The sequence below is a fragment of the Flavobacterium lipolyticum genome, from assembly GCF_020905335.1.
GTDB lineage: Bacteria > Bacteroidota > Bacteroidia > Flavobacteriales > Flavobacteriaceae > Flavobacterium > Flavobacterium lipolyticum.
Map to the genome: position 1 here is coordinate 860183 of NZ_JAJJMN010000001.1, position 23898 is coordinate 884080.

General features: G+C 36.1%; 20 protein-coding genes. 11 read left to right on the forward strand and 9 right to left on the reverse strand.

Annotated elements, in window-relative coordinates; all coding sequences use genetic code 11:
• Window positions 1-80 precede the first annotated feature (80 nt).
• Together LNQ34_RS03790 and LNQ34_RS03795 are read right to left on the reverse strand one after the other, a co-directional pair.
• Window positions 81-2540, reverse strand: a complete 2460-nt coding sequence (locus LNQ34_RS03790; protein ID WP_229998697.1) for a TonB-dependent receptor — start codon at window positions 2538-2540, stop codon at window positions 81-83.
• An 11-nt stretch (window positions 2541-2551) separates the two neighbouring features.
• Window positions 2552-4246: a M23 family metallopeptidase gene (locus LNQ34_RS03795; protein WP_229998698.1), complete on the reverse strand. Its 1695-nt coding sequence runs from the start codon at window positions 4244-4246 to the stop codon at window positions 2552-2554.
• Window positions 4247-4425: 179 nt separating this feature from the next.
• Between LNQ34_RS03795 and LNQ34_RS03800 the strand changes: the two genes are divergently transcribed.
• The 3 genes from LNQ34_RS03800 to rny all read left to right on the forward strand — a co-directional run bounded on the left by LNQ34_RS03800 (window position 4426) and on the right by rny (window position 6792).
• Window positions 4426-4716: a hypothetical protein gene (locus tag LNQ34_RS03800; protein ID WP_202701468.1), complete on the forward strand. Its 291-nt coding sequence runs from the start codon at window positions 4426-4428 to the stop codon at window positions 4714-4716.
• A 10-nt stretch (window positions 4717-4726) separates the two neighbouring features.
• The gene (locus LNQ34_RS03805) at window positions 4727-5020 is read left to right on the forward strand and encodes a cell division protein ZapA (protein ID WP_017498112.1); all 294 of its coding nucleotides are present in this window, start codon (window positions 4727-4729) and stop codon (window positions 5018-5020) included.
• Between the two features lie 209 nt (window positions 5021-5229).
• On the forward strand, window positions 5230-6792 hold the full coding sequence (gene rny / locus LNQ34_RS03810; RefSeq protein WP_202701469.1) for a ribonuclease Y: 1563 nt from the start codon (window positions 5230-5232) through the stop codon (window positions 6790-6792).
• A gap of 320 nt (window positions 6793-7112) precedes the next feature.
• On the opposite strand, the gene LNQ34_RS03815 is transcribed toward rny, so the two are convergent.
• The 3 genes from LNQ34_RS03815 to LNQ34_RS03825 form a co-directional block, all read right to left on the reverse strand.
• Window positions 7113-8633 (reverse strand): PAS domain-containing sensor histidine kinase, encoded by a 1521-nt coding sequence (locus LNQ34_RS03815; protein ID WP_202701470.1) that lies wholly within the window; start codon window positions 8631-8633, stop codon window positions 7113-7115.
• Between the two features lie 152 nt (window positions 8634-8785).
• Window positions 8786-9682 carry a site-specific tyrosine recombinase XerD gene (gene xerD, locus LNQ34_RS03820; RefSeq protein ID WP_202701471.1) on the reverse strand — a complete coding sequence of 299 codons (897 nt, stop codon included), beginning with the start codon at window positions 9680-9682 and terminating at the stop codon, window positions 8786-8788.
• Window positions 9683-9761: 79 nt separating this feature from the next.
• Window positions 9762-10340, reverse strand: coding sequence for a porin family protein (locus LNQ34_RS03825; RefSeq protein ID WP_202701472.1), 579 nt, complete (start codon window positions 10338-10340; stop codon window positions 9762-9764).
• Window positions 10341-10743: 403 nt separating this feature from the next.
• Here LNQ34_RS03825 and LNQ34_RS03830 point away from each other — a divergent pair, with 403 nt between their 5' ends.
• The 3 genes from LNQ34_RS03830 (at window position 10744) to LNQ34_RS03840 (ending at window position 14660) form a co-directional block, all read left to right on the forward strand.
• On the forward strand, window positions 10744-11304 hold the full coding sequence (locus tag LNQ34_RS03830) for a porin family protein (RefSeq protein ID WP_229998699.1): 561 nt from the start codon (window positions 10744-10746) through the stop codon (window positions 11302-11304).
• Window positions 11305-11482: 178 nt separating this feature from the next.
• A complete protein-coding gene (gene aroQ / locus LNQ34_RS03835) occupies window positions 11483-11896 on the forward strand; it encodes a type II 3-dehydroquinate dehydratase (protein WP_230000574.1) in 414 nt (137 codons plus the stop codon).
• 274 nt (window positions 11897-12170) lie between these two features.
• Window positions 12171-14660, forward strand: a complete 2490-nt coding sequence (locus LNQ34_RS03840) for a DUF5686 and carboxypeptidase regulatory-like domain-containing protein (protein ID WP_229998700.1) — start codon at window positions 12171-12173, stop codon at window positions 14658-14660.
• Window positions 14661-14894: 234 nt separating this feature from the next.
• Here the strand turns inward: LNQ34_RS03840 and LNQ34_RS03845 are convergent, their stop codons facing one another.
• The 4 genes from LNQ34_RS03845 to LNQ34_RS03860 all read right to left on the reverse strand — a co-directional run bounded on the left by LNQ34_RS03845 (window position 14895) and on the right by LNQ34_RS03860 (window position 18303).
• Complete coding sequence (locus LNQ34_RS03845; protein WP_229998701.1) at window positions 14895-15770, reverse strand: cation diffusion facilitator family transporter; 876 nt, start codon at window positions 15768-15770, stop codon at window positions 14895-14897.
• A 99-nt stretch (window positions 15771-15869) separates the two neighbouring features.
• On the reverse strand, window positions 15870-17183 hold the full coding sequence (gene murA, locus LNQ34_RS03850) for a UDP-N-acetylglucosamine 1-carboxyvinyltransferase (RefSeq protein WP_202701478.1): 1314 nt from the start codon (window positions 17181-17183) through the stop codon (window positions 15870-15872).
• Between the two features lie 97 nt (window positions 17184-17280).
• Window positions 17281-18003, reverse strand: coding sequence for a DUF4290 domain-containing protein (locus LNQ34_RS03855; protein WP_202701480.1), 723 nt, complete (start codon window positions 18001-18003; stop codon window positions 17281-17283).
• Window positions 18004-18006: 3 nt separating this feature from the next.
• Window positions 18007-18303 (reverse strand): DUF493 family protein, encoded by a 297-nt coding sequence (locus LNQ34_RS03860; RefSeq protein ID WP_202701482.1) that lies wholly within the window; start codon window positions 18301-18303, stop codon window positions 18007-18009.
• 288 nt (window positions 18304-18591) lie between these two features.
• Between LNQ34_RS03860 and LNQ34_RS03865 the strand changes: the two genes are divergently transcribed.
• The 5 genes from LNQ34_RS03865 (at window position 18592) to LNQ34_RS03885 (ending at window position 23787) form a co-directional block, all read left to right on the forward strand.
• On the forward strand, window positions 18592-19503 hold the full coding sequence (locus tag LNQ34_RS03865; RefSeq protein WP_229998702.1) for a carboxylesterase family protein: 912 nt from the start codon (window positions 18592-18594) through the stop codon (window positions 19501-19503).
• A gap of 390 nt (window positions 19504-19893) precedes the next feature.
• Window positions 19894-20427 (forward strand): AAA family ATPase, encoded by a 534-nt coding sequence (locus tag LNQ34_RS03870; RefSeq protein WP_229998703.1) that lies wholly within the window; start codon window positions 19894-19896, stop codon window positions 20425-20427.
• 65 nt (window positions 20428-20492) lie between these two features.
• Complete coding sequence (locus tag LNQ34_RS03875; RefSeq protein ID WP_229998704.1) at window positions 20493-22388, forward strand: RecQ family ATP-dependent DNA helicase; 1896 nt, start codon at window positions 20493-20495, stop codon at window positions 22386-22388.
• Complete coding sequence (gene fmt, locus LNQ34_RS03880; RefSeq protein WP_229998705.1) at window positions 22388-23335, forward strand: methionyl-tRNA formyltransferase; 948 nt, start codon at window positions 22388-22390, stop codon at window positions 23333-23335. Before LNQ34_RS03875 ends, fmt begins: the two co-directional genes overlap by 1 nt.
• 179 nt (window positions 23336-23514) lie before the next feature.
• Window positions 23515-23787 (forward strand): HU family DNA-binding protein, encoded by a 273-nt coding sequence (locus LNQ34_RS03885; protein ID WP_017498096.1) that lies wholly within the window; start codon window positions 23515-23517, stop codon window positions 23785-23787.
• Window positions 23788-23898 lie beyond the last annotated feature (111 nt).

The following is a 23898-nucleotide window of genomic DNA, read 5'->3' on the forward strand; positions in this document are numbered from 1 at the left end:
TTGAATTTTACTAGAATCCACTTCTATAAGTTGTTCACGCAGATACTTGCCTGCTTAGTAGAAAGAACGAAATCAATATTTTATAATCTCGCATTCAGCTTCACATTAAAAACCCTTGAGGTCATATAATTTGGAATTGCATACTGGTTTTTAGAATACACATCACGAACCCAGGTATTGGTAATCGCATTTTGATTATTGAAAAGATTAAAAATTTCAACTCCAACAGACAATTCTTTAAAATTCTTCAACCATTTAGCCTTAGCAACTTTCGTGTTTCCATCTACAAAAACTTTCGCAAAACCAACATCGGCTCTGCGATAATCATTCAATCTCCTTTGGTACAGATATGGATCTGAATAGGCCGGTGCTCCTCCGGGTAAACCGGTATTATAAACCAGATTCAAATACAACTTTACACTTGGAATACTTGGCATATAATCCTGAAACAGCATCGCAAATTTCAATCGCTGATCTGTAGGCCTCGCGATATAACCTTTGTTTTCATAGTTTTCTTCAGTTTTTAAATACCCAAAGCTAATCCATGATTCTGTTCCGGGTACAAACTCGCCATTCAGTCTGAAATCAACTCCTTGCGCGTAAGCTTTTGCATTATTGTTGGCAACATATCGAATTCTGACATTATCGATCGAATACACATTTACATCCGAAAGCGATTTATAATAAAGTTCTGTAACCCATTTAAAAGGACGGTTCCACATTTTAAAATTATAATCGTTCCCCAAAACGATATGAACGGATTCCTGCGCTTTCACATTTGGATTTACCACACCATTTAAATCCCTAAGCTCTCTATAAAAAGGGGGCTGATGGTACAATCCTCCGGAAAGTCGGAAGAGCATGTCCATATCCCAATCCGGTTTTAAAGTAAATTGGGCACGCGGACTGAAAACGGTTTGAGTCTTACCTTCAACAGCACTTCCTGAAACATTCCAACTCTGAAAACGAGCTCCGAGATTGTACCAAACCTGACTGGATCCTATTTCTGATTTTTTATTCCATTGCGCATATCCCGAAAAGCGGTTTATGGTATTAAAATTTGTCGCTCGTACCTCCTGATACGGTAATAACGGCCCCGTATAAGGCTTATAAGGCTGATTGTTCTTCGGTAAAAAAGCGATAGGTGGATTAATCGAGAATCCAGCCGAATCAATCATCTCCCACTCTACAATTCGATCCCGAATCGATTCACGCGTATATTTCAAACCAAATTCCAACTGGCTGTCATTTTTCCATTCTTTAAAACCTTTGATTTCTGCATTGGCAATTAACGCATCCAAATCATTTCGGGCATGGCTCAATTGCGAACCTATTCCACGAGTGAAATCAACATTTGAGGTGTCTTCATTCTCTATATTACCCAAACGATATTGTGCGAGAATATCAAAATGCTCCTGTTCTATGGTATGAAAAAGGGAACCAATTAATTTCAAAGTAAAAGTAGGTGAAGCTTTGTAAGTCGTTTTCAAGGCACCGAAGTAGGTATTGTACTGATCCCGTTCCCTGCCTTCATAATACACGGCAAGCGCCATCGGTTGATCTATGGTCCCGAATTTTGTCTCACGGGTTAAAGGCTGATACAAATATTTGTTTTGGGAGATATTCCCTAAAAAGCTCATTTGCCATTTTTTAGAAATATCATAATTAACATTGGTCTGAATATCTGCAAAAGTTGGAGTATAATTCGTTTGCGTGTCCTGACTATTCACCAACAAGCTATTATTTCTATAACGAACTCCGGTTACAGCCGACCATTTCTTATTTTTAGAAACCGCATCGACCGATATACTTCCGCCAAGCAAACTGGCTTCAAGCGAAGCGCCGAACTGCGTTGGTTTTCTATAAGTGATGTCTAAAACAGAGGATAATTTATCTCCAAACTTTGCCTGAAATCCTCCTGCCGAAAAGTCAACATTCTGCACTAAATCGGTATTGGTAAAACTCAATCCTTCCTGTTGCCCGGAACGAATTAAAAACGGGCGATAGACTTCGACTTCGTTCACATACACCAGATTTTCATCGTAATTTCCACCCCGAACAGCATATTGTGTACTCAGTTCATTATTGGAATTTACACCTGGCAGTGTTTTCAAAATATTCTCGATTCCGGCATTGGCTCCCGGTATTTTTTTAATGGTAGCGACATCGACATTTGCGATACCCTGAATCCTCTTCTTACTTTTAGAAGAAACAAAAACTTCTCCCATTTGTTCTTCGGAACTGCTCATTAAGGGATTAAAAACGAAAATCTCATTTGAGGCTAAATGTACGGTCAGACTCATCATTTTTAAAGAGACGTGGGTAAAAATCAACGAAATCTTTTTACCTGACGGCACTATAATTTCATAAAAACCATCTGAATCAGATTGCGAAACATTCCCGGAAGAACTGATATTTACTCCAGCCACAGGATGTTTCTGCTCATCCAGAATAACACCTTTTACATGAGCCTTCTGAGCAAATGAAATACTGGTCGTGCATAAAAAAAGGAAAACGGCTATTAACTTAATTTGATTCAAGTGTTTGGGTTTTATTTTTGTTGGCTTCTAAAAAAATGAGTCTCAAAGATAGCAGAATTTCCTACATTATCAATCACTTCAATTTTTAAATCATTTGCTCCTTCTGCAAGGAGAGTATCATCAAAAGTATGCGTTATTTTTCTTGATTTACTTTCATATTCAAACAGAATCCAGTTCCCATTAAGATAACCGTTGTACGATTTGATTCCGGAAGAAGCATCATTAATGGTAAATTCTATCTTTTTAACTCCCGTAATCCACTTGTCCTGAATTGGTTTTACGATTTTAATGACAGGCGCTATAGTGTCCAGAACTAATCCAAATTGCCCTAATATTTTTGATTTGGCAGTAAAAACATCTCCTTTTCTCACTGTTCCGTTATAACTGGCAGAGTTTCCGCTAAATCTTCCAATAAAAAGTTTATCCTTCAGGGTTTCCGGAAACGAGCTGTCCTTAATCGTAATGGTAAAATTGGAGTGTACCGGAACGGTATCGTCGTGAACGTAAATACGATTATTTTTAACATCAAAGTTTAAATTAAAATCATCATAAAAAGTTCCAGCCGGAAAAAACACAGACATATTGTCTTTTTCAAAATTTGAATCTTTATTGGCTTTAATAAAGTATTTTGAAGTTACTGGCTCCTCTTTGACAATTGGCGTTGCCGTGTCGTATTCAACCGGAACAGTAACCGTGCTTAAATTTCCAAAATAATCCGAAACCTCAATTCTGTAAGTGGATGCTAAATTAGGTTGGGCTGAAACAATTCCACGTAAGGAATCAGTCTTAATAATGCTCAACGCGTAAGGTGTTTTCATAAAGAGTTTCTGAACCCGCTGACCCGACTTTTTATATTTACCATAATCGATAAAAGCATTTATGTATCGCATCTCATCGAAGGAATAGGTATTGAATTGATAATTGTAATTTTGATTTCCGTTCAGAAAAGTAGAAACATTAAAAACACCATTTTTATTAAACGAAACATCATCATAATCTACTGCAGAAATTCCGAAACCAATTCTACCATTGGCTTTTACTTTACCAGCCAGATAAGTCCCGTCTTTCTGCAAGGCGACATTCAGTAACAAAGGCTGTTTGGACTGATTTACCGTTGCATTATCCATCGGATAAACATACACACTCGAAATACCAGGCTTTTTAGTGTCTTTTAGATTTTTATCGAAGCCAAAAAATAGGGGATTAATCACAAATTCTGTTTTAGTATCCCGAATTTCAAAATGAAGATGCGGTCCTTCTGATGAACCTGTATTGCCGGAAAGTCCAATCAGATCACCTTTTGCAACCGGTAGTTCGTTGGGTTTTGGAAACATTTCAATTTCATAGGCCTTTTCTTTATAATGCGTTTTTGTCACATAATCCAAAATGGATCCTACCGGAGTTTGCAAATGTCCATATACCGAAGTGTATCCGTTTGGATGTGTAATGTAGATGCATTTACCGTTGCCGAAAGTCGAAATTTTAATTCTCGACACATATCCGTCAGCAATGGCGTAGACATTTAATCCTTCTCTCTGATTCGTTTTCAAATCAAACCCCGCATGGAAATGATTTGGCCTCAACTCCCCGAAATTACCGGAAAGCTGCATGGGAATATCCAGTGGCGGACGAAAATAATCTTTTGGATATTGCGTCTGCGCAAAAATAAACGGACTAAAAAGCAGGGCAAGTAACGAAAATCTCATAAGTAACATTTTTGCTAAGATAAAAAATTAAGAAGCGAAAACCGAGTATCACGCCACAAAAATACAATCGATTGAATTTCATTCGTTTGTTTATTTTTAATGTAAAAAAATCGATAAAAAATTGCATTAATAAAAAGGAATACTAACTTTGTAGGATTAAGTAATGAATAGGATTTATAATGAGTGTAATTGCCGAAATAATTGATACTCTTGAATATAAAGTCGAAAAGCTTTTTGAGAAATCGAAAGGCTTGGAGCATAATAATCAGGCTTTACAATTAGAATTAGCCAAAGCTGCGCAAATTATCCAGAAACAATCTGAAGAAATTGAAGCTTTGAAAAGGCAACATGAAACACTTAAGATCGCCAATTCGTTACTCGGCAGTGACAACAACAAGAGAGAGACAAAGCTTAAAATAAATTCATTAATTCGCGAAATTGACTACTGTATAGCACAGTTATCCGATTAACCAAGACGACATGGACGGAAAGCTTAAAATTAAAATATCAGTTGCAGACAGAGTTTACCCTTTAACGGTTGAACCTGCTCAGGAAGAAGGACTCAGAAGTGCTTCTAAAAAAATTGATGCTATGATTAAGCAATTCGAAGAAAGTTACGCGGTTCGTGACAAACAAGATGTTCTGGCGATGTGTGCCCTGCAATTTGCATCGCAAGTCGAACAAAAACAAATTGACAATGCGATCGATGGAGAAGAAACTATCGAAAGAATTAAAAGATTAAATGCGCTATTAGATCAATATCTCGAAAATTAAACGTTCTTTTACAACAACTAAGATACTGCCTACATTAGTTCACAATTGGTAAACTCAACACTAACAATTTAGAATGAGCAAATCGTCGCTACTATAGTATGCCATGCTTCGGCTTGGAAACTTGAACAGTGAGTTAGCTCAAAACTTGTCTTTACGAGTTTATTCAAGCAATTAATGTAGGCTTTTTTTATATATAAATTTTTACAAACATGGACATAATAACGATCATTATTTCAGGTATTATAGGAATTGCGGTAGGTTTTGCAATTGCTAAAATTATCGAAAAAAGCAATATTTCTAACCTCATTAAAAACGCCAAAAAAGAAGCAGCTTCCATTTTAAAAGATGCTAATTTAGAAGCAGAAAATATCAAAAAAGATAAAATTCTTCAGGCAAAAGAGCGTTTTATCGAACTAAAATCAGAGCACGAACAAGTTATTTTAGCGAGAGACAAAAAAGTAGCGGAGGTTGAAAAAAGAGTACGCGATAAGGAATCACAAGTTTCTAACGAACTTTCGAAGGCAAAAAAAGTAAACGACGAGTTTGAATCCAAAACACAGGAATACAACAACAAAATTGACGTTTTAGACAAAAAACAAACTGAAGTTGACAAATTACACAAAAGTCAACTGCAACAGCTTGAAGTAATCTCAGGACTTTCTGCCGAAGAAGCAAAAGAGCAATTAGTAGAAGGATTAAAAGCCGAAGCTAAAAGCAAAGCAATGTCTCACATTCAGGACACTATCGAAGAGGCAAAACTTACTGCGCAGCAAGAAGCGAAGAAAATTATCATCAATACGATCCAGAGAGTTGGAACCGAGGAAGCAGTTGAAAATTGCGTTTCAGTATTCAACATTGAATCTGATGATGTAAAAGGTAGAATCATTGGACGTGAGGGACGTAACATTAGAGCTCTTGAAGCTGCAACGGGAGTTGAAATCATTGTTGACGACACACCTGAAGCGATCATCCTTTCTTGTTTTGACCCTGTTCGTAGAGAAATTGCCCGTTTATCTTTGCATAAACTAGTAACAGACGGACGTATTCACCCTGCAAGAATTGAAGAAGTAGTTGCTAAAACAGCGAAACAAATTGACGACGAAATTATCGAAGTTGGTAAGCGTACTGTTATCGACTTAGGAATTCACGGTTTACATCCTGAATTGATTAAAGTTGTAGGTAGAATGAAATACCGTTCTTCTTACGGACAAAACTTATTACAGCACTCCAGAGAAGTTTCTAAACTTTGTGGTATCATGGCTGCCGAATTAGGCTTAAACGTAAAATTAGCCAAAAGAGCTGGTTTACTTCACGATATTGGTAAAGTTCCGGATACTGAAAGTGATTTACCTCACGCCTTACTAGGTATGCAGTGGGCAGAGAAATATGGCGAAAAAGAAGAAGTTTGCAACGCTATTGGAGCGCATCACGACGAGATCGAAATGAAATCTTTACTTTCTCCGATTGTTCAGGTTTGTGATGCTATTTCAGGTGCACGACCAGGGGCGAGACGTCAGGTTTTAGATTCATACATTCAGCGTTTGAAAGATCTTGAAGAAGTTGCTTACGGATTTAGCGGTGTGAAAAATGCATACGCAATTCAGGCTGGTAGAGAACTTCGTGTAATTGTAGAAAGCGAAAAAGTTTCTGATGACAATGCTGCGAATTTATCTTTCGAGATTTCACAAAAAATCCAAACTGAAATGACTTATCCGGGTCAGGTAAAAGTTACTGTAATTAGAGAAACCAGAGCGGTTAATATTGCAAAGTAATCTTTCTATATATTATTCATAAAAATAAAGGCTATCTTCTAAAACGGATAGCCTTTATTTTTTATATCACTACCACTACGGTCTGGTAATTTACACTTAGCTCATCAGTCTTCGACTTCGCTCAGACTGACACTCAAATCTTCGCTCAGACTGACACTCAAATCTTCGCTCAGACTGATACTCGAATCTTCGCTCAGACTCACATTTTCGACTTCACTCAGGACGACAACCGTGATAAACCGTCCTAAATATTGATACTAACATTATCAATAAAACTACTGCCATGACTACTGTCACTGCGACTGAGACTGCAACACCCCCTAAATATCGTTAAAGATAATTTTAAAGCTCGTTCCTACTCCCACTGTACTTTCTACTGAAATACTCCCTTTCATTGCCTCGATTTGATTCCTGGTAATATAAAGTCCAATTCCCCTTGCCTCCTGATTTTTGTGAAAAGTTTTATACATTCCAAACAACAAATCACCGTACACCGCCAAATCGATTCCCAAACCATTATCCGTAATTTTTAACGACTTGTAACCGTCCGGTTCGATTGAAAAATCAAAAACAATAACAGGATCTCTGTCCGGATGCGCATACTTTATAGCGTTTGTTGTAAAATTCAGTAAAACACTTTCCAGATAAGCCGGGTTAAAATTAATTGTCAAATACCTTGGAACATTATTTACAATGGTAACTTTCTTATCCTTGTCATACCCTCTAATCGTTGAAATTGTTTTCTCAATGTATTCTGAAAGCTTTAATGGCGCCACAGCAATATTGATATTACTTTGTGTCTTTACAATCTGGGTTAAATTGGCAATCGTATCGTTCAGATCATTAGAAACAGTTCGCAAATGTTCTAACATTTCGTTTACAGTTTGTTTGTCAACATCCGCGTCAATGAAATCGAGGATCGACTTTATATTTCCGGCCTGCGTATTCAAATTATGTGAAACGATATGTGAAAAATTCACCAATCGGCTATTTTGATCACTGTACAATTTCATCGTTTTTAAGAGCTCCAACTCTTTCTCTTTTTGCAAAGAAACATCAGTATGTGTCCCGATCACACGCAATGGCTTTCCATTTTCATCCCTTTCAATCACCTTTCCACGATCCAGAATCCACTTATAATTACCACTTGAAGTCATGACGCGATGGTAATTTTCGTAATATGGGATCTTATTATCAAAATGCTCCTGTATATCCGAATAGTACTTTGGAAGATCCTCGGGATGCACAATCTTATCCCAACGTTCCGGATCATCGAAAATATCAGCGGAATCTAATTCTAAAATTTTTAACGACAATGACGAATAGAAAACCCTATTGGTTACCATATCCCAATCCCAAATTCCGGCAGTAGAGGCCTCTAGAGCAAATTGAAAACGCTCTTCAGAAATACGTAGTTTTTCTTCCTTATCTTTCAATTCCGTAATATCCGAAACATGTCCAAAAAAGCTAACACACCCGTCAGCGGACTGCTCTGTTTTGGCAGAAACCTTGAACCATCGCATCCCTTTTTTAGGTAAAACAGCTCTAAATTCAACATTCCAGGGCTTTGCTTCTTTACGTGCTTTGACTAAAGACTGAAAAAACACATCACGATCCTGAGGAAAAATCCGGTCGTAAATGACCAATTTAATGTCATTGGTAAACTCTTTTACACTAAGTTCAAAAATATCGTCAGCTGATTTACTAACCAAAGGGAAAGTATACCTGTTTTCGCTGTCCACAACAAACTGAAACAGCAGATCCGGCATTTCGGCAAGCAATTTTTTATAAAAATTATTTACCTCTAAGCAATTCTCATTTCCATATAAATCAAAAACCATATATCACTTATTTATGTAGATTGAAATATTAAAACAATGATCCCAATAGTAAAAAACAAAAGCTGAAACTGGCTCTTTTATTCTCTAATTACCACAAAATATTATACAATATATTACTTTTTTGATTTAAAAACGACTTCCGGCTTCAAAAATTACTTCCGTGGATGAAAAGATAACATTACCTCTTTCAAAAAACTCCTGTCTAAATGCACATAAATTTCGGTCGTAGTAATCGATTCGTGCCCTAACATCAACTGAATTGATCTTAAGTCGGCACCATTTTCAAGTAAATGAGTTGCAAAAGAATGTCTTAATGTATGTGGACTAATACTTTTATGGAGGTTAATTTTTACAGCAAGATCTTTTATAATGGTAAAAATCATGGCGCGTGTAAGCTGATTACCTCTCCTGTTCAAAAATAAAGTATCTTCACAACCTTTTTTTATTTTAAGATTCACCCGAATCTCCTTCTGATAAATCTGGATGTATTTCTGAGCGAATTTACCCACCGGAACAAAACGCTCTTTATTTCCTTTTCCGGTAATCTTAACGAACCCTTCTTCAAAGAATAAATCTGAAATTTTTAAAGAAACCAATTCCGAAACCCTAAGTCCGCAGCCGTACAAAGTTTCTAGCATTGCCCTATTTCGTTCACCTTCATTGGTACTCAGATCAATTGCCGCAATAAGAGAATCAATTTCATCTAAAGACAGCGTATCGGGCAATTTCCGCCCTGTTTTAGGAGTTTCGATCAGCTCCATCGGATTGTCGTTTCTGTAATCTTCAAAAACCAGATAATTAAAAAAACTTTTCAATCCCGAAATAATTCTCGCCTGTGATCGTGGATTGACTTCTTTAGCTACCGCATAAATAAACTGCTGAACCGTTTCGTCATCAATCTTTATGGGAGAAATCTCTATACTATTGGTTTCCAGAAAAAGACACAGACGCTCGATGTCAAAACCATAGTTTTCGATCGTGTTTTTAGACAAACCTCTCTCGATGCGCAAATACGACTGATAATCTTTTATGTAACGGGTCCAATTCATAGCTACAAAGTAAAACATTTTCAGGCATAAAAAAACCTTCCGGATTAGGGAAGGTTACAAATTTTATTATTGGATAAAATTAGAATTTGTAGGCTAAAGATAACGCAAGGTTACTGTTTTTAGCACTATCATAATAATCATCTGAATTATCAATATCTTTATCAGAAAGCGGAGACAATCCGATTGTATAACGAAGCCCTGCTGAAAGATTATCCGTAAAACTGTATCCGGCTCCTAAGTTAAAACCAAGATCTACCGATCTGGTCAAATCTTTAATGTTATTACCATTTACTTTAGCCGATAACAAAACGCCAAGCTGTGGACCCGCTTCAACATTGAATTTTTTATCAATGATATAATACTTCGCAACTACAGGAATATTCAAATAGTTCAACTTAATATCCGTGTCATTCAATGAACCGTCAACTTTAGTTCCCTGAGCAGAAAATAAAAGCTCAGGCTGAATAAAAAATCTTTGAACCACATGAATTTCTGCAAAACCTCCAACGTGAAAACCAACAAGAGCTTTAGTATCTTCAACATCTCCTCCAACTACTGATGAAATATTAAGACCTCCTTTTACTCCGAATCTCGTCTTTTGTGCATTAGCAAAACCAAATACCATTACTGCCATAGCAGCCAAAATTATTCTTTTCATTACAATTTGTTTTTTGAGTTATTCACCCCAAATATAAAGATAACCTTATTAAAAAAGAACTTGGATGCTAATTAATAAATTGTAAATACCGTTTTATGTCTATATGAACAGACCTTTCTTCTTCATTATAACCCAATATCAAATCCAGAATATCAAAATAAACTTACGAAATAAAAAAGTTTCAAAACACAATTTGAACTATAAATCTGACTAAATAACAAATATAACCTAAAAAACCGATCACAAATAAACTTCTTAAATAGAGCCAATTACAAGCCTAAAACCAATAAAAATGGGAAATTTAGTAATTATTTAAACCAAAATATAAAACAATAAATTCCTAATTCTGTAGTTTTGACTAATAAATAACATTTAAAAAAAAACAAATTTTAAAACCACTTTTATGAAAAAGATAATCTTAGCAGCTGTATTGTTTATTGCAACTTCAGCTACAATTCAGGCACAATTAGTACAATTTGGAGTTAAAGCAGGGGTTAACTTTGCAAGCCAAACCGGAGACGCAGGTCTTCAGGGTGTAGCATTTGACAAAGAAGGAATCACTAGCTACCACGTAGGAGTTGTTGCAGAACTTAAATTGTTAGACAAATTTGCGATTCAACCGGAGCTTTTATATTCTACTCAGGGAGCAACTTACAAAAATGCTGTAAGTGAATTTAAAAATGAATTAGGCTACTTATCTATTCCTGTAATGGCTAAATTTTACCTAAACGACACTTTTAGCTTAGAAGTAGGTCCTCAGGCTTCCTTTTTATTAAGTGAAAAGAATAAGTTTGATGTTAAAGATGCACAAACTTTTGAATTTGGTCTTAATGCCGGATTAGGAGTAAAACTTACTAAAAGCATTTTTGTTCAGGGTCGTTATGGTCTAGGGTTAACTGAAGCTTCTAAAAATGCTGATGTTAAAAACTCAACTTTCCAGATCTCTGCAGGATTCTTGTTCTAAAAAATATATCACATACTTTTACCAAAACCGTTCTATTAATTGGAACGGTTTTTTTATTTTTACAACTGTTCAATGGCGATGGCAAAAATCAATGGCAATGGCAATGTCAAAATTCAATGATACTATCAATCGTTTCACATTTTACATATTACATTTTACATATCACACCTTACTATCCATGAAAATCTGCATCATCAACGGACCCAATTTGAATCTTTTAGGAAAAAGAGAACCGGAAGTTTACGGAAGTCAAACTTTTGAAGATTTTTTTGCAACGTTACAGGCCAAATTCCCAAACATTGAACTTTCGTATTACCAAAGCAATATTGAAGGCGAATTGATTGGAAAAATTCAGGAATGTGGTTTTACTTTTGACGGAATTATTCTGAATGCCGGAGCCTACACGCATACCTCTATAGGATTGGGCGATGCCATGAAAGCCGTTACAACTCCCGTAATCGAAGTACACATTTCGAACACCTATGCCCGTGAAAGTTTTAGACATCAGTCGTATTTATCCGGAAATGCTAAAGGTGTTATCCTTGGTTTCGGACTAAAAAGCTACGAACTGGCCATTCAGTCTTTTCTATGAGATATGAGATGTAAAATGAGAACCGTGTAGGATAGGTAACTATTACCAATAAATAATTTTGATTAACGATTTTTGATTCTTAAATCGCGCCCAAATGTATTATGTTCCTGGATTTACTATTTAAACAAATAAAATATTTCAGATCACATTTCACACTTAACATCTTACATTTAACATCTTACATTTAACATCTTACATTTAACATCTTACATTTAACAAATTTTTAATAGCCTCATTTTTAACTTATTCTATTTTTGTGAGAGATACGACTCTCATGAAAAACTATACTTTACTTGCCTTTTTATTCTTTTCCGTTTCAAATTTCGCCCAAATTAAGGGAACCGTAACCGATGAAAAAGGGACACCTTTGCCCTTCGTATCCGTCTTTGAAGAAAACACCTATAGCGGCACGACTTCTAACGAGCAGGGAAAATACCAGCTTACCGTAAAAGAGCCGGGCAAAAACAAAATCGTTTTTCAATACCTGGGATATAAAACTCAAAAAATAACAATTCCTGCTGACGCAAAAACGACACTGCCGGATGTGAAAATGTCTGAGGAAAGTTTTGCTTTAAATGAGGTGGTGATTGACCCAAAAAATAATCCTGCCAACGCCATTATTAAAAGTGCTATGGCGGCCAAAAAAGACAACTCCGACAAAATTGCGCGATATACCGCCGATTTCTACTCCAAAGGAATGTTTAAAGTCAAAGACTTACCTAAGAAGATTTTGGGACAAAAAGTAGATCTGGGTGACGATCTTGCATCAAATTTAGATTCTACCGGAACTGGTATTTTATATTTATCCGAAACCATTTCTAAGGTTACTTTTGAAAAACCTAACAAATTAAAAGAACGCATTATCGCTTCTAAAATCTCGGGAAACAATAGAGGATACAGTTACAATACTGCTTCACGGTCGACTTATGATTTTTATGAAAACACGATAAACTTCGACACCAAACTCATTTCTCCTATTGCCGACAATGCTTTCGCTTATTATAAATACAAACTCGAAGGTACTTTTTTTGACGACAATAAACAGCAGATCTACAAAATCAAGGTAATCCCAAAACGCGATAAAGAACCTGTTTTTGAAGGCTACATTTACATTGTAGATGATAGCTTTGCCATTTACGCCATCGATTTGGACATCAAAGGCTATCGCATGAAAAACGAATTCACGGAGGTAATGAATCTAAAACAAAATTTTACCTACAATACACAAAATAAAATCTGGATTAAAAATGCACAAACCTTAGATTTCACTGCCGGTATTTTTGGTATTAAATTCTCCGGAAAATTTGCTTATATATATTCCAATTACGACTTTCCGGCTTCGTTTGAAAACAAAACATTCGGTAATGAAATTGTCTCTTTCGAACTCAACGCAAACAAAAAGGATGATACTTTCTGGAACAACATTCGTCCAATTCCTCTAACCATTGAAGAAAGTAACGATTACACTAAAAAGGATAGTCTGCAAATAATCAGAAAATCTCAAAAATATACGGACTCCGTTGATGCCAAAAACAACAAATTTAAAGTTCTGGATGTCTTAATGGGCTACGATTATAAAAACACCTACAAAAGACATTCTTTCGAATATAAAGGATTGTTGAATTTGGCCTCGCTAAGTTTTAATACCATTCAGGGATTTAATCTGGATTCCGGTTTCTCTTTTAAGAAATGGAGTGAAGACGAAAGTAAAACGACTTCGTTAAGTACCACTTTTAATTATGGCTTTTCAGATGAACACTTTAGGATTACCGGAGAATTCAGTCATAAATTCAACAATATAAATCACGCTACGATTAGTGCCTCAGGGGGAACTAAAGTAGCACAATTCAATAGTGCCGAACCCATAACCAAGTTGATCAATTCTATAAGTTCTTTATTTTTTAAAGACAATTACATGAAACTGTATAATTTAGAGTTTGCACAGATCAACTATTCGCAAAACGTTCTAAATGGTGTCAGTCTCAATGCAAAATTGGGTTATGAGCAGCGAAAACCGCTTTTTAACACCACCGATTATTCTTTCTTCAAAAGAGATGACTTATACTCTTCCAACAATCCATTAGCTCCAAACGATTTCACCACTCCTGCATTTGAAAAACATCATTTGTTCAAAACAGCTTTAAGTGCTCGAATTAACTTTGGAAACAAATACATTTCGAGACCAGATGGAAGATATAATTTTAAAAACGACAAATTCCCAACACTCTTCTTAAATATTGAAAAAGCCTTTGCAGCAAGCGAAAAGAAATATGAATTTGAAAAAGTAGGAGCTGCCGTACTCTACGATTTATCATTGGGCAATAAAGGTGTTTTAGGAATGAGTTTTAAAGCCGCCAAATTCTTTAATGCTGATAACATTTCGTTTGTCGATTACAAACATTTTAACGGAAACCAGACTCACATTGGCACAAGCAGCCGTTACCTGAATGTTTTCAACCTGATGCCTTACTACACCAACAGCACCAACGACAGTTATTTAGAAATGCATTTGGAACACAACGACAAAGGCTACATTATGAATAAAATCCCGCTTTTGAATCTTTTAAAATCAACGATGAACATTGGTTTTCATTCACTGGCCGTACCGAACAGAAAACCTTACACTGAGTTTACTGCTGGTTTAGACAATTTAGGATTTGGGAAGTTCAAAATCTTCAGAGTAGATTATGTTCATTCTTATCAGGGTGGCATTCAGCAAAATGGCGTTGTCTTTGGATTGAAGATTTTGAATGTTCTAGACTAGGAAAAGTTACTGAGAAACTAAGGTTCTAAGATTCTAAGTTTTTCCTTAGCATCTTAGAACCTTAGCCACTTAGAGTATTTCCCCTCAATATAATCATCTCCTATTCTATAGGAAGAATCCAGCAAAATGATTTGAAAAAGTTACCGAGAAACTAAGGTTCTAAGATTCTAAGTTTTTCCTTAGCATCTCAGAACCTTAGCATCTTAGGTCCTTAGCCACTTAGAGTCTTTCTCCTCAATGATAATCATCCGGTTCAATATGAATCAACACATTGCCCAATTGCGGAATTTTTTCTTTTAAGGTATCCTGTAGTTTGTGTGATAACTCATGCCCTTCTTTCACCGAAATTTTAGCCGAAACTATGGCATGAAGGTCTACATGATATCGCATTCCTGCTTTACGGATAAAACATTTTTCGGTACCCAGAATACCCGGAACTGTTAAAGCCTTTACACGGATTTCTTCGACTAAATCATCGTTCAGATTTTCGTCCATAATTTCACCCAAGGCCGGTCTGAAAATTTTATAACTGTTGTATAAGATAAAAAAAGCAGCAAAAAGCGCCGCCCAGTCATCTGCTGATTCATACCCCTGCCCCATAATCAAGGCAATCGAAATTCCGGCAAACGCTGCTACCGAAGTGATCGCGTCACTACGATGGTGCCAGGCATCTGCCGCCAATGATGAGCTGTTGGTTTGCTTGCTTCTTTTCATTACCAAACGAAATGAATATTCTTTCCATATGATAATAGCTCCCAAAACATAAAGTGTCCAGGGTTTTGGTAAATCATGCGGAGTCTGGATATTAGCAATACTCTCATATCCGATAATAGTCGCTGAAGTAATCAGAAAACCAACCACCAAAAACGTAATTAAAGGTTCTGCCCGACCGTGACCATAAGGATGATTTTCGTCTGCCGGTTTATTCGAATACTTAATTCCGAACAGAACCAAAAATGACGAAAATATATCGGTTGTCGATTCGATCGCATCGGCAATTAGGGCATATGAATTGCCAAAAAAACCTGCCAGCCCTTTTAAGATGGCTAAGCAGGTGTTTCCTATAATACTGAAATAAGTAGCTTTTACAGCTTTTTGTTCATCTGTCATTTAACTACGTTTATACTTTTTTTGCCACGAATTCACGAATTATACAAAAAAGTATAATCTTAGTTCAAAGTCGTGAATTCGTGGCAAATATTTCTACGCTTACGCTCTCACGATTTTTGCTCCAATGGCTCTCAAACGCTCATCGATACGTTCGTAACCACGGTCAATTTGCTCGATATTTTGGATCGTACTTGTTCCTTTTGCTGAAAGAGCGGCAATCAACAATGAGATTCCTGCACGAATATCAGGAGACGACATGGTTGTTGCTTTCAGTTGAGACTCAAAATTATGTCCCATAACCACCGCTCTGTGCGGGTCGCATAACATAATTTTTGCTCCCATATCGATTAATTTATCTACGAAAAACAAACGGCTTTCAAACATTTTCTGGTGAATTAAAACATCGCCTTTGGCTTGTGTTGCTACAACCAAAACAATACTCAATAAATCAGGAGTAAATCCTGGCCATGGTGCATCAGCAATAGTTAAAATAGAACCATCAATATCCGTTTTTACTTCGTATCCGTCTTTATGAGCAGGAATGTAAATATCGTCATTGCGTTTTTCAATGGTAATTCCCAATTTTCTAAATGTGTTTGGAATTAAACCTAAATTTTCCCAGCTTACATTTTTGATCGTAATTTCGCTTTTTGTCATCGCCGCAAGACCAATCCATGAACCAATTTCGATCATATCCGGAAGAATTGTGTGCTCACATCCACCAAGGCTTTCCACCCCTTCAATAGTCAATAAGTTTGAACCTACTCCGGTAATTTTAGCTCCCATAGAGTTTAACATTTTACACAACTGCTGTAAGTAAGGCTCACACGCAGCATTGTAAACAGTTGTTGTTCCTTTTGCCAAAACAGCAGCCATGACAATGTTTGCTGTTCCGGTTACTGATGCCTCATCAAGCAGCATATCTGTTCCGGTAAGACCTTCTTCAGGAGATTCTACTCCATAAAAATGATCTTCTCTGTTGTATCTGAATTTTGCTCCAAGATTAATGAAACCTTCGAAGTGTGTATCTAATCTGCGACGCCCAATTTTATCTCCTCCAGGTTTTGGAATATATCCTTTACCAAAACGTGCCAAAAGCGGTCCAACAATCATAATAGATCCACGAAGAGCTCCACCTTCTTTTTTGAAAGCTTCAGTTTCCAGATAACCTACATTAACCTCATCTGCCTGAAACGTAATCGAACCTGGCTCATTTCGTTGGATTTTCACACCTAAATTACCCAATAAAGTAATTAATTTATTGATATCAATAATATCGGGAATATTATTAATTCTCACTTTATCCCCCGTTAAAAGCACGGCGCATAAAATTTGTAATGCTTCATTTTTTGCTCCTTGCGGAGTGATTTCTCCTTTTAAAGGTGTTCCTCCTTCGATTTTAAAAATTCCCATATTTCTTTTTTAGGTTCTAAGGTTCTGAGATTCTCAGGTTCTAAGACTCTAAGAAAAAATCTTAGTACCTCAGTCCCTTAGCATCTTAGCTAATTTTTTACTTCTGATTATTATTTTTCTGAAAAGGTTTCGGTTTCCCTGGACCTTTATTGTTTTTATTGTTTTGGATTTTTGGCTGTCCTGCCGGTGTAATCTTATTCGACATACGCTTATTGGTACGCAATAAATCAGTTGTATTTAAAAGCTCTTCTGAACTTTGAAGCAAATTGATTTTACCTCCCGACAACTCATACAGATGCTCAAAAATCACATCGTCTTTTACGGTATCCTTGTTCCAGCTTAAATAAGACTTTTTCATGTGATTGGCAATCACCATTACCAAAGCATTTTTCATCTCGCCATCTTCCCATTTATTGGCAACATCGATCATGTACTTGATATTGTTTCCGTAAAATCTGTATTTTGGAAAATTCTGCGGATACTGTAAAGCATCCGGTTTTAACTGCAAAACATCACGAGACGGAATTGGGTACGGCGAATCAACATTCAATTTGAAATCAGACATAATAAAAAGCTGATCCCATAATTTATGCTGAAAATCCGGCACATCCCGCAAATGCGGATTCAGACTTCCCATTACCTGAATAATGTATTTAGCAGCTTTGTTGCGTGTTTCGGCATCTTCAATTGCAGTAGCCTGATCGATCAATTTTTGCAAATGACGACCGTATTCCGGAATGATTAACCGTTGTCTTTCAGAATTGTATTCTAAATTAAAAACAACGTCATTCGCACTTTCTTTTTTATATTTTTCGTTCATAAGTTATAATGAAACTATACCTTCTATGGTAGAAACTTCTTTGTATTTGCTAATCACCTGCTCAGCACTATGCATGGTAACATCAACCGAAACACTGGTAAATTTACCAGTTTTAGATTTTGTGGTTTTGATAACCGCTCCCATACTGTCAAAAGCTTTTTCTACTCGCTCAACATTATCGTCTACTGAAGGAACTATGAATTTATACAAGTATTCTGCTGGCCAGGTATTTGAATTGTCTAACTCAACTTTTAATCTTTCGTAAAATTCAGCGGTGTTTTTTTCTTTATCGTTCTCCATTCGTAATTAAAAATAAACGCAAATATACGGTTTTGATTTCAGACTTTCGATTTTAGATTTTAGATTTTTCAGAAGGAAATAATGATTGTTTTTTTACTACAAATTCCACTAATTATCACTAATTAAAACAACAGATAAAAACTATAGTTTTTGCACCATTTTAAAACAAGTTACTACCTAAAAAAAGCAGCAGAAATTAGTGGAATTCGTGGCAAACTTTTATATTTGAAAAACTTCACACCTTTGCTCCCGATAGCTATCAGGATTACGGGATTGAACCACACCACAATGAAAAAAATTATCATCTTTCTTTTTACTACTCTCACTTTTCACAACATTCACGCACAGGAAATTAAAACTTTAACCTATTTCCAAAACGACACACTCAGACTGGATTTAGATTTATACCTGCCCCCAAAAAAAACAAATGAAAAAACTCCATTAATCTTATTCGCATTTGGAGGAGGTTTTTCGGGTGGAGAACGAACCAGTGAAAAAGATTTTGGCCTTTTTATGGCGAAAAACGGCTACGCAGTTGCCAGCATCTCCTACAGCCTGTACATGAAAGGAAAAGATTTTGGCTGTAAAGGCACTTTAACCGAAAAGATAAAAGCAATTCAAATTGGCGTTAGTGATATGTGGCAAGCCACCTCATTTTTAATTGAAAATGCAGCCCAATACAATCTCGACACCTCAAAATTCTTTATTTCAGGGATCAGCGCAGGTGCCGAAATTGGCTTTCACGCTTCTTTCTGGGATTACAAACTGATGAATTTGTACCCAAACAATTTATCTCCTGATTTCAAATATGCCGGTTTCATTGGTGGCTCGGGTGCTATTATGGACATTAATCTAATTACCAAAGAAAAAGCCATTCCAATGCTGTTAGCACACGGAAACAACGACGAAACGGTTCCTTACAATGCAGGCTCGCATCGCTCCTGCCTACCAAATGCTTCTGGCTGGCTGATTTTATTTGGATCTTATGCCGTATACAATCACATGAAAGACTTACATAAAAATATAGAATTGATTACTTTTTGCGGAGGCGGGCACGAATTTTCGGGATATTTATTTCATGAAGGACAACAATATGTTCTGGATTTTGTAAATAACGTTTTGAAAGGCAAAAAAATCGAATCGCATTTGATTATTCCTTCACAAAAGAAAAGCCCCGGGAATTATTTATTTTGTGAATAATCATTTCACCCCGGTAGGATTTCTATAGATATTACGTCCCGATAGAACTTATCAATATTTTCTAAAATATATTGGCTTTTCAAAAAAATCCTGAAATCTAGACATCTTTTGAAACTGCTCCAGCGCAGCACAATATCTCTAACGAATACGATTTCCCAATACCAAAAGCTCCAACGGAGCGATATATCCCGGCTAAAATTTATTTCTCCCCAATGGGGTTTCTATAAATATATCGCTCCTTCGGAGCTTCTTGAAATTCAAAAAACAAAAGATTTTTAACAAACAGCCGAAGCTTATATTTATTTTAAATTGCGAAATCGTTCGTTTAAGACAAAATAATCTTTTTAAATACCAATAAGTTTAGGTAAATTTGCGCTTTATTTTTAGAAAGTGCAAAAACAAATTATAGTTCTCATTGGTGGCCCGGGAACGGGAAAATCTACTCTAATCAACGAATTGGTAGCTCGTGGCTACTGCTGTTACCCTGAAATTTCAAGACAAGTTACACTCGAAGCGCAACAAAGAGGCATCGAGCAATTATTTTTAGAACAACCTTTATTGTTCAGCGAAATGTTATTGAATGGCCGTATTAAACAATTTGAAAATGCGATTGAAGAACCTCACAATGTAGTTTTTATCGACCGTGGAATTCCCGATGTTGTAGCTTACATGGATTACATTAATGATGATTATCCTGAAAGTTTTGTAAAAGCCTGTGAGGATTATAAATATTCAAAAACTTTCATTTTACCGCCATGGGAAGAAATTTACGAAAGCGACACCGAGCGTTACGAAAATTTTGAGCAGGCCGAAAAAATCCAAAAACACCTTGTTGATACCTATAAAAAATATGGCTACGAATTAATTGAAGTACCTAAAGATACGGTTGAAAACAGAATTCTTTATATCTTAGATAAAATTTAGGCAGGCGTTTAAAGTTGCAAAACTAGAAACTGATTTCTAAATTTTTTAACTTTAAAACACGACCAATGCCACAAGCACAGGAAATTCTTTCAAAATACTGGAAACACGACAGTTTCAGACCGATGCAAAAGGAGATTATTGACTCTGTTTTGGACGGTCAGGATACCTTTGCCCTGCTGCCGACAGGTGGAGGAAAATCGATTTGTTTTCAGGTTCCAAGTATGATGCTGGAAGGCATTTGCTTAGTCATTTCACCTTTGGTTGCTCTTATGAAAGATCAGGTTGCCAACCTGCAAAAACGCAACATAAAAGCTATTGCACTAACAGGAGGTATTCATACCGAAGAAATCATAGATCTTCTTGACAATTGCCAATACGGCAATTACAAGTTTTTATATCTTTCTCCCGAAAGACTGCAATCAGACTGGATACTGGAACGCATTAAAAACCTTCCTATTAATCTAATTGCAATCGACGAAGCGCATTGTGTTTCACAATGGGGACACGATTTTCGCCCTGCCTATCTGAAAATTTCAGAACTTAAAAAATATTTTTCAAAGATTCCGTTTTTAGCTTTAACTGCAACAGCAACACCCAGAGTCATCGAAGACATTAAAACAGAACTGGGATTAAAAGACCCCGTACTTTTTCAGCAATCTTTTGAAAGAAAAAATATTGCCTACATGGTTTTTGAAGTCGAAGACAAGCTGTATCGCACCGAACAAATCTTAAAGAAAAACCCGCAGCCCTCTATTATATATGTACGAAATCGAAAATCGTGCATCAACCTTTCCTCTCAATTACAATCATTAGGTTTTACTGCAACCTATTACCATGGCGGACTTTCGGCTAAAGAAAAAGACAAAAACATGCAGCTTTGGATGTCGGAACAAGCACAGGTAATTGTAGCGACTAATGCGTTTGGAATGGGAATCGACAAAGACAATGTAAAAACAGTCATTCACACACAACTACCCGAAAACTTAGAAAACTATTATCAGGAATCCGGAAGAGCCGGACGAAATGGAGAAAAAGCTTTTTCGGTATTGCTCTTTAATAATTCAGATGCCACTCAGACTGAACAGCAGTTTTTAAGCATTCTGCCCGATAAAAAGTTTCTAAAAGCAATGTATATAAAACTCTGTAACTATTTTCAAATTGCGTACGGAGAAGGTTTAGACGAGTCCTTTTCTTTTAAACTAAATAACTTTTGCAACAAATACGATTTCCCCACTTTAAAAACATACAATGCATTGCAGTTTTTAAACCAACAGGGAATCATTACTTTGTCGCAGGAATTCTCAGAAAAAATTACTTTACAATTTATAATCGAATCTAAAGAGGTGATTCGATACATGAATCTCAATCCAAACGACGAGGAAATTATATTAGCAATTCTAAGAACTTACCCCGGAGTTTATGAAATTAAAACTCCTTTTAATCTTTCGCTGATTGCAAAAAAATCACACCATACAGAAGAACAGGTTTTATCTCTTTTAGAAAAATTAAAAGAGAAAGAAATTATCGAATACAAAGCCAAAAACAACGATTCAACTGTGTTATTTAATGAAGTGCGTGAAGACGAATTAACTATAAATCGCGTTTCTAAATATCTGGAAAAACAGAATGAACTCAAAAAAGAACAACTTTCTTCCGTCCTCTATTATATAAAAGAAAACAAAACCTGTAAAAACAGATTGATTCTGGATTATTTTGGAGAAGAAACCAACGAAAATTGTGGCGTTTGCTCCTATTGCATTACGCTAAAAGGCAAAATCACTGAAGCCGATTCGATTGCAGATAAAATTCTGTATTTGTTAAAATCAACCGCTTTGACTTCTAGAGAAATTCAGTCTCAAATTAAAATGGATGCCAATGATATTATTTTGGTACTTCAGAAATTATTAGAAAACAATCATATCACCATACTGGCGAACAATAAATACACTTTAAAATCATAATGGAAAAATTGAGAATTATTTTCATGGGGACTCCCGAATTTGCTGTCGGCATTTTGGACACCATTCTTAAAAACAACTACGATGTCGTGGGTATAATTACTGCAGCAGACAAACCTGCAGGACGCGGACAAAAAATAAAATACTCAGCAGTAAAAGAATATGCATTAGCAAATAACCTTACGTTACTTCAGCCAACAAACTTAAAAGACGAGACTTTTTTAGCGGAGTTAAAAGCGCTGAATGCAAATTTACAAATTGTAGTTGCCTTCAGAATGCTTCCAAAAGTAGTCTGGGAAATGCCGGAATTTGGAACATTTAACCTTCACGCTTCTTTATTACCAAATTACCGTGGTGCCGCACCAATTAACTGGGCCATTATTAATGGAGAAACCAAAACCGGAGTCACTACCTTCTTTATCGATGACAAAATAGATACCGGAGCAATGATCCTGAATTCGGAAATTGCAATTGAGCCGGAAGAAAATGCCGGACAATTACACGACCGACTTATGGCATTAGGAAGCGAAACTGTTATTGACACTTTAAAAGTTATTGAAAGCAGAAATGTAAAAACTACCATTCAGGAAGACACCGCCGAAATAAAAACCGCTTACAAATTAAACAAAGAAAACTGCAAAATCGACTGGACCAAATCCGGTGCCGAAATCAACAATCTCATTCGCGGTTTAAGTCCGTATCCTGCATCCTGGTGCTTTTTAAAAGACAAAGAAGAAGAACAAACCATCAAAATATATGAGGCAAAACTGCTTCCTGAGACACATTCTCACGAAGCTGGAAGTCTGATTTGCAGCAAAAAAGAAATCAAAGTTGCAGTTAAAGATGGTTACATTCAACTTTTAAGTTTACAGCTACCCGGAAAAAAAAGAATGCAGGTAGCAGAATTACTAAATGGAATCACTTTTTCTGAAAGTGCCAAAGTCTATTAAGGTCAATAAAACAGGGGTTTCTACCTGATTTTGACCAACTAACGCTCTGCTTTATGAACAAAAAAAGCAAGTTATTAACAATTTTTACTAAAAATAAAGAAAACACTTGCAAGGAACGGATTTCCTATTAAATTTGTGTATTAACAATTTTTTTTAACCAACAATTAATAACTAATATTATGAACAAATCAGAATTAATCGATGCTATCGCTGCTGATGCAGGAATCACAAAAGCTGCGGCAAAATTAGCTTTAGAGTCATTTTTAGGGAACGTAGGAGCTACTCTAAAGAAAGGTGGGAGAGTTTCATTAGTAGGTTTTGGATCATGGTCTGTATCTGCTAGAGCTGCAAGAGACGGTAGAAACCCACAAACAGGAAAAACTATTCAAATCGCTGCGAAAAATGTTGTAAAATTCAAAGCTGGAGCTGAATTAGAAGGTGCAGTGAACTAAGTAAGAAAGTTCTCTAAACTAATAATATAATCAAAACCCTTCTTATGAAGGGTTTTTTTTTGCGCTTCAACGATTTTATTTGGGATTTTAGAAATTTTATGATTAAATTTA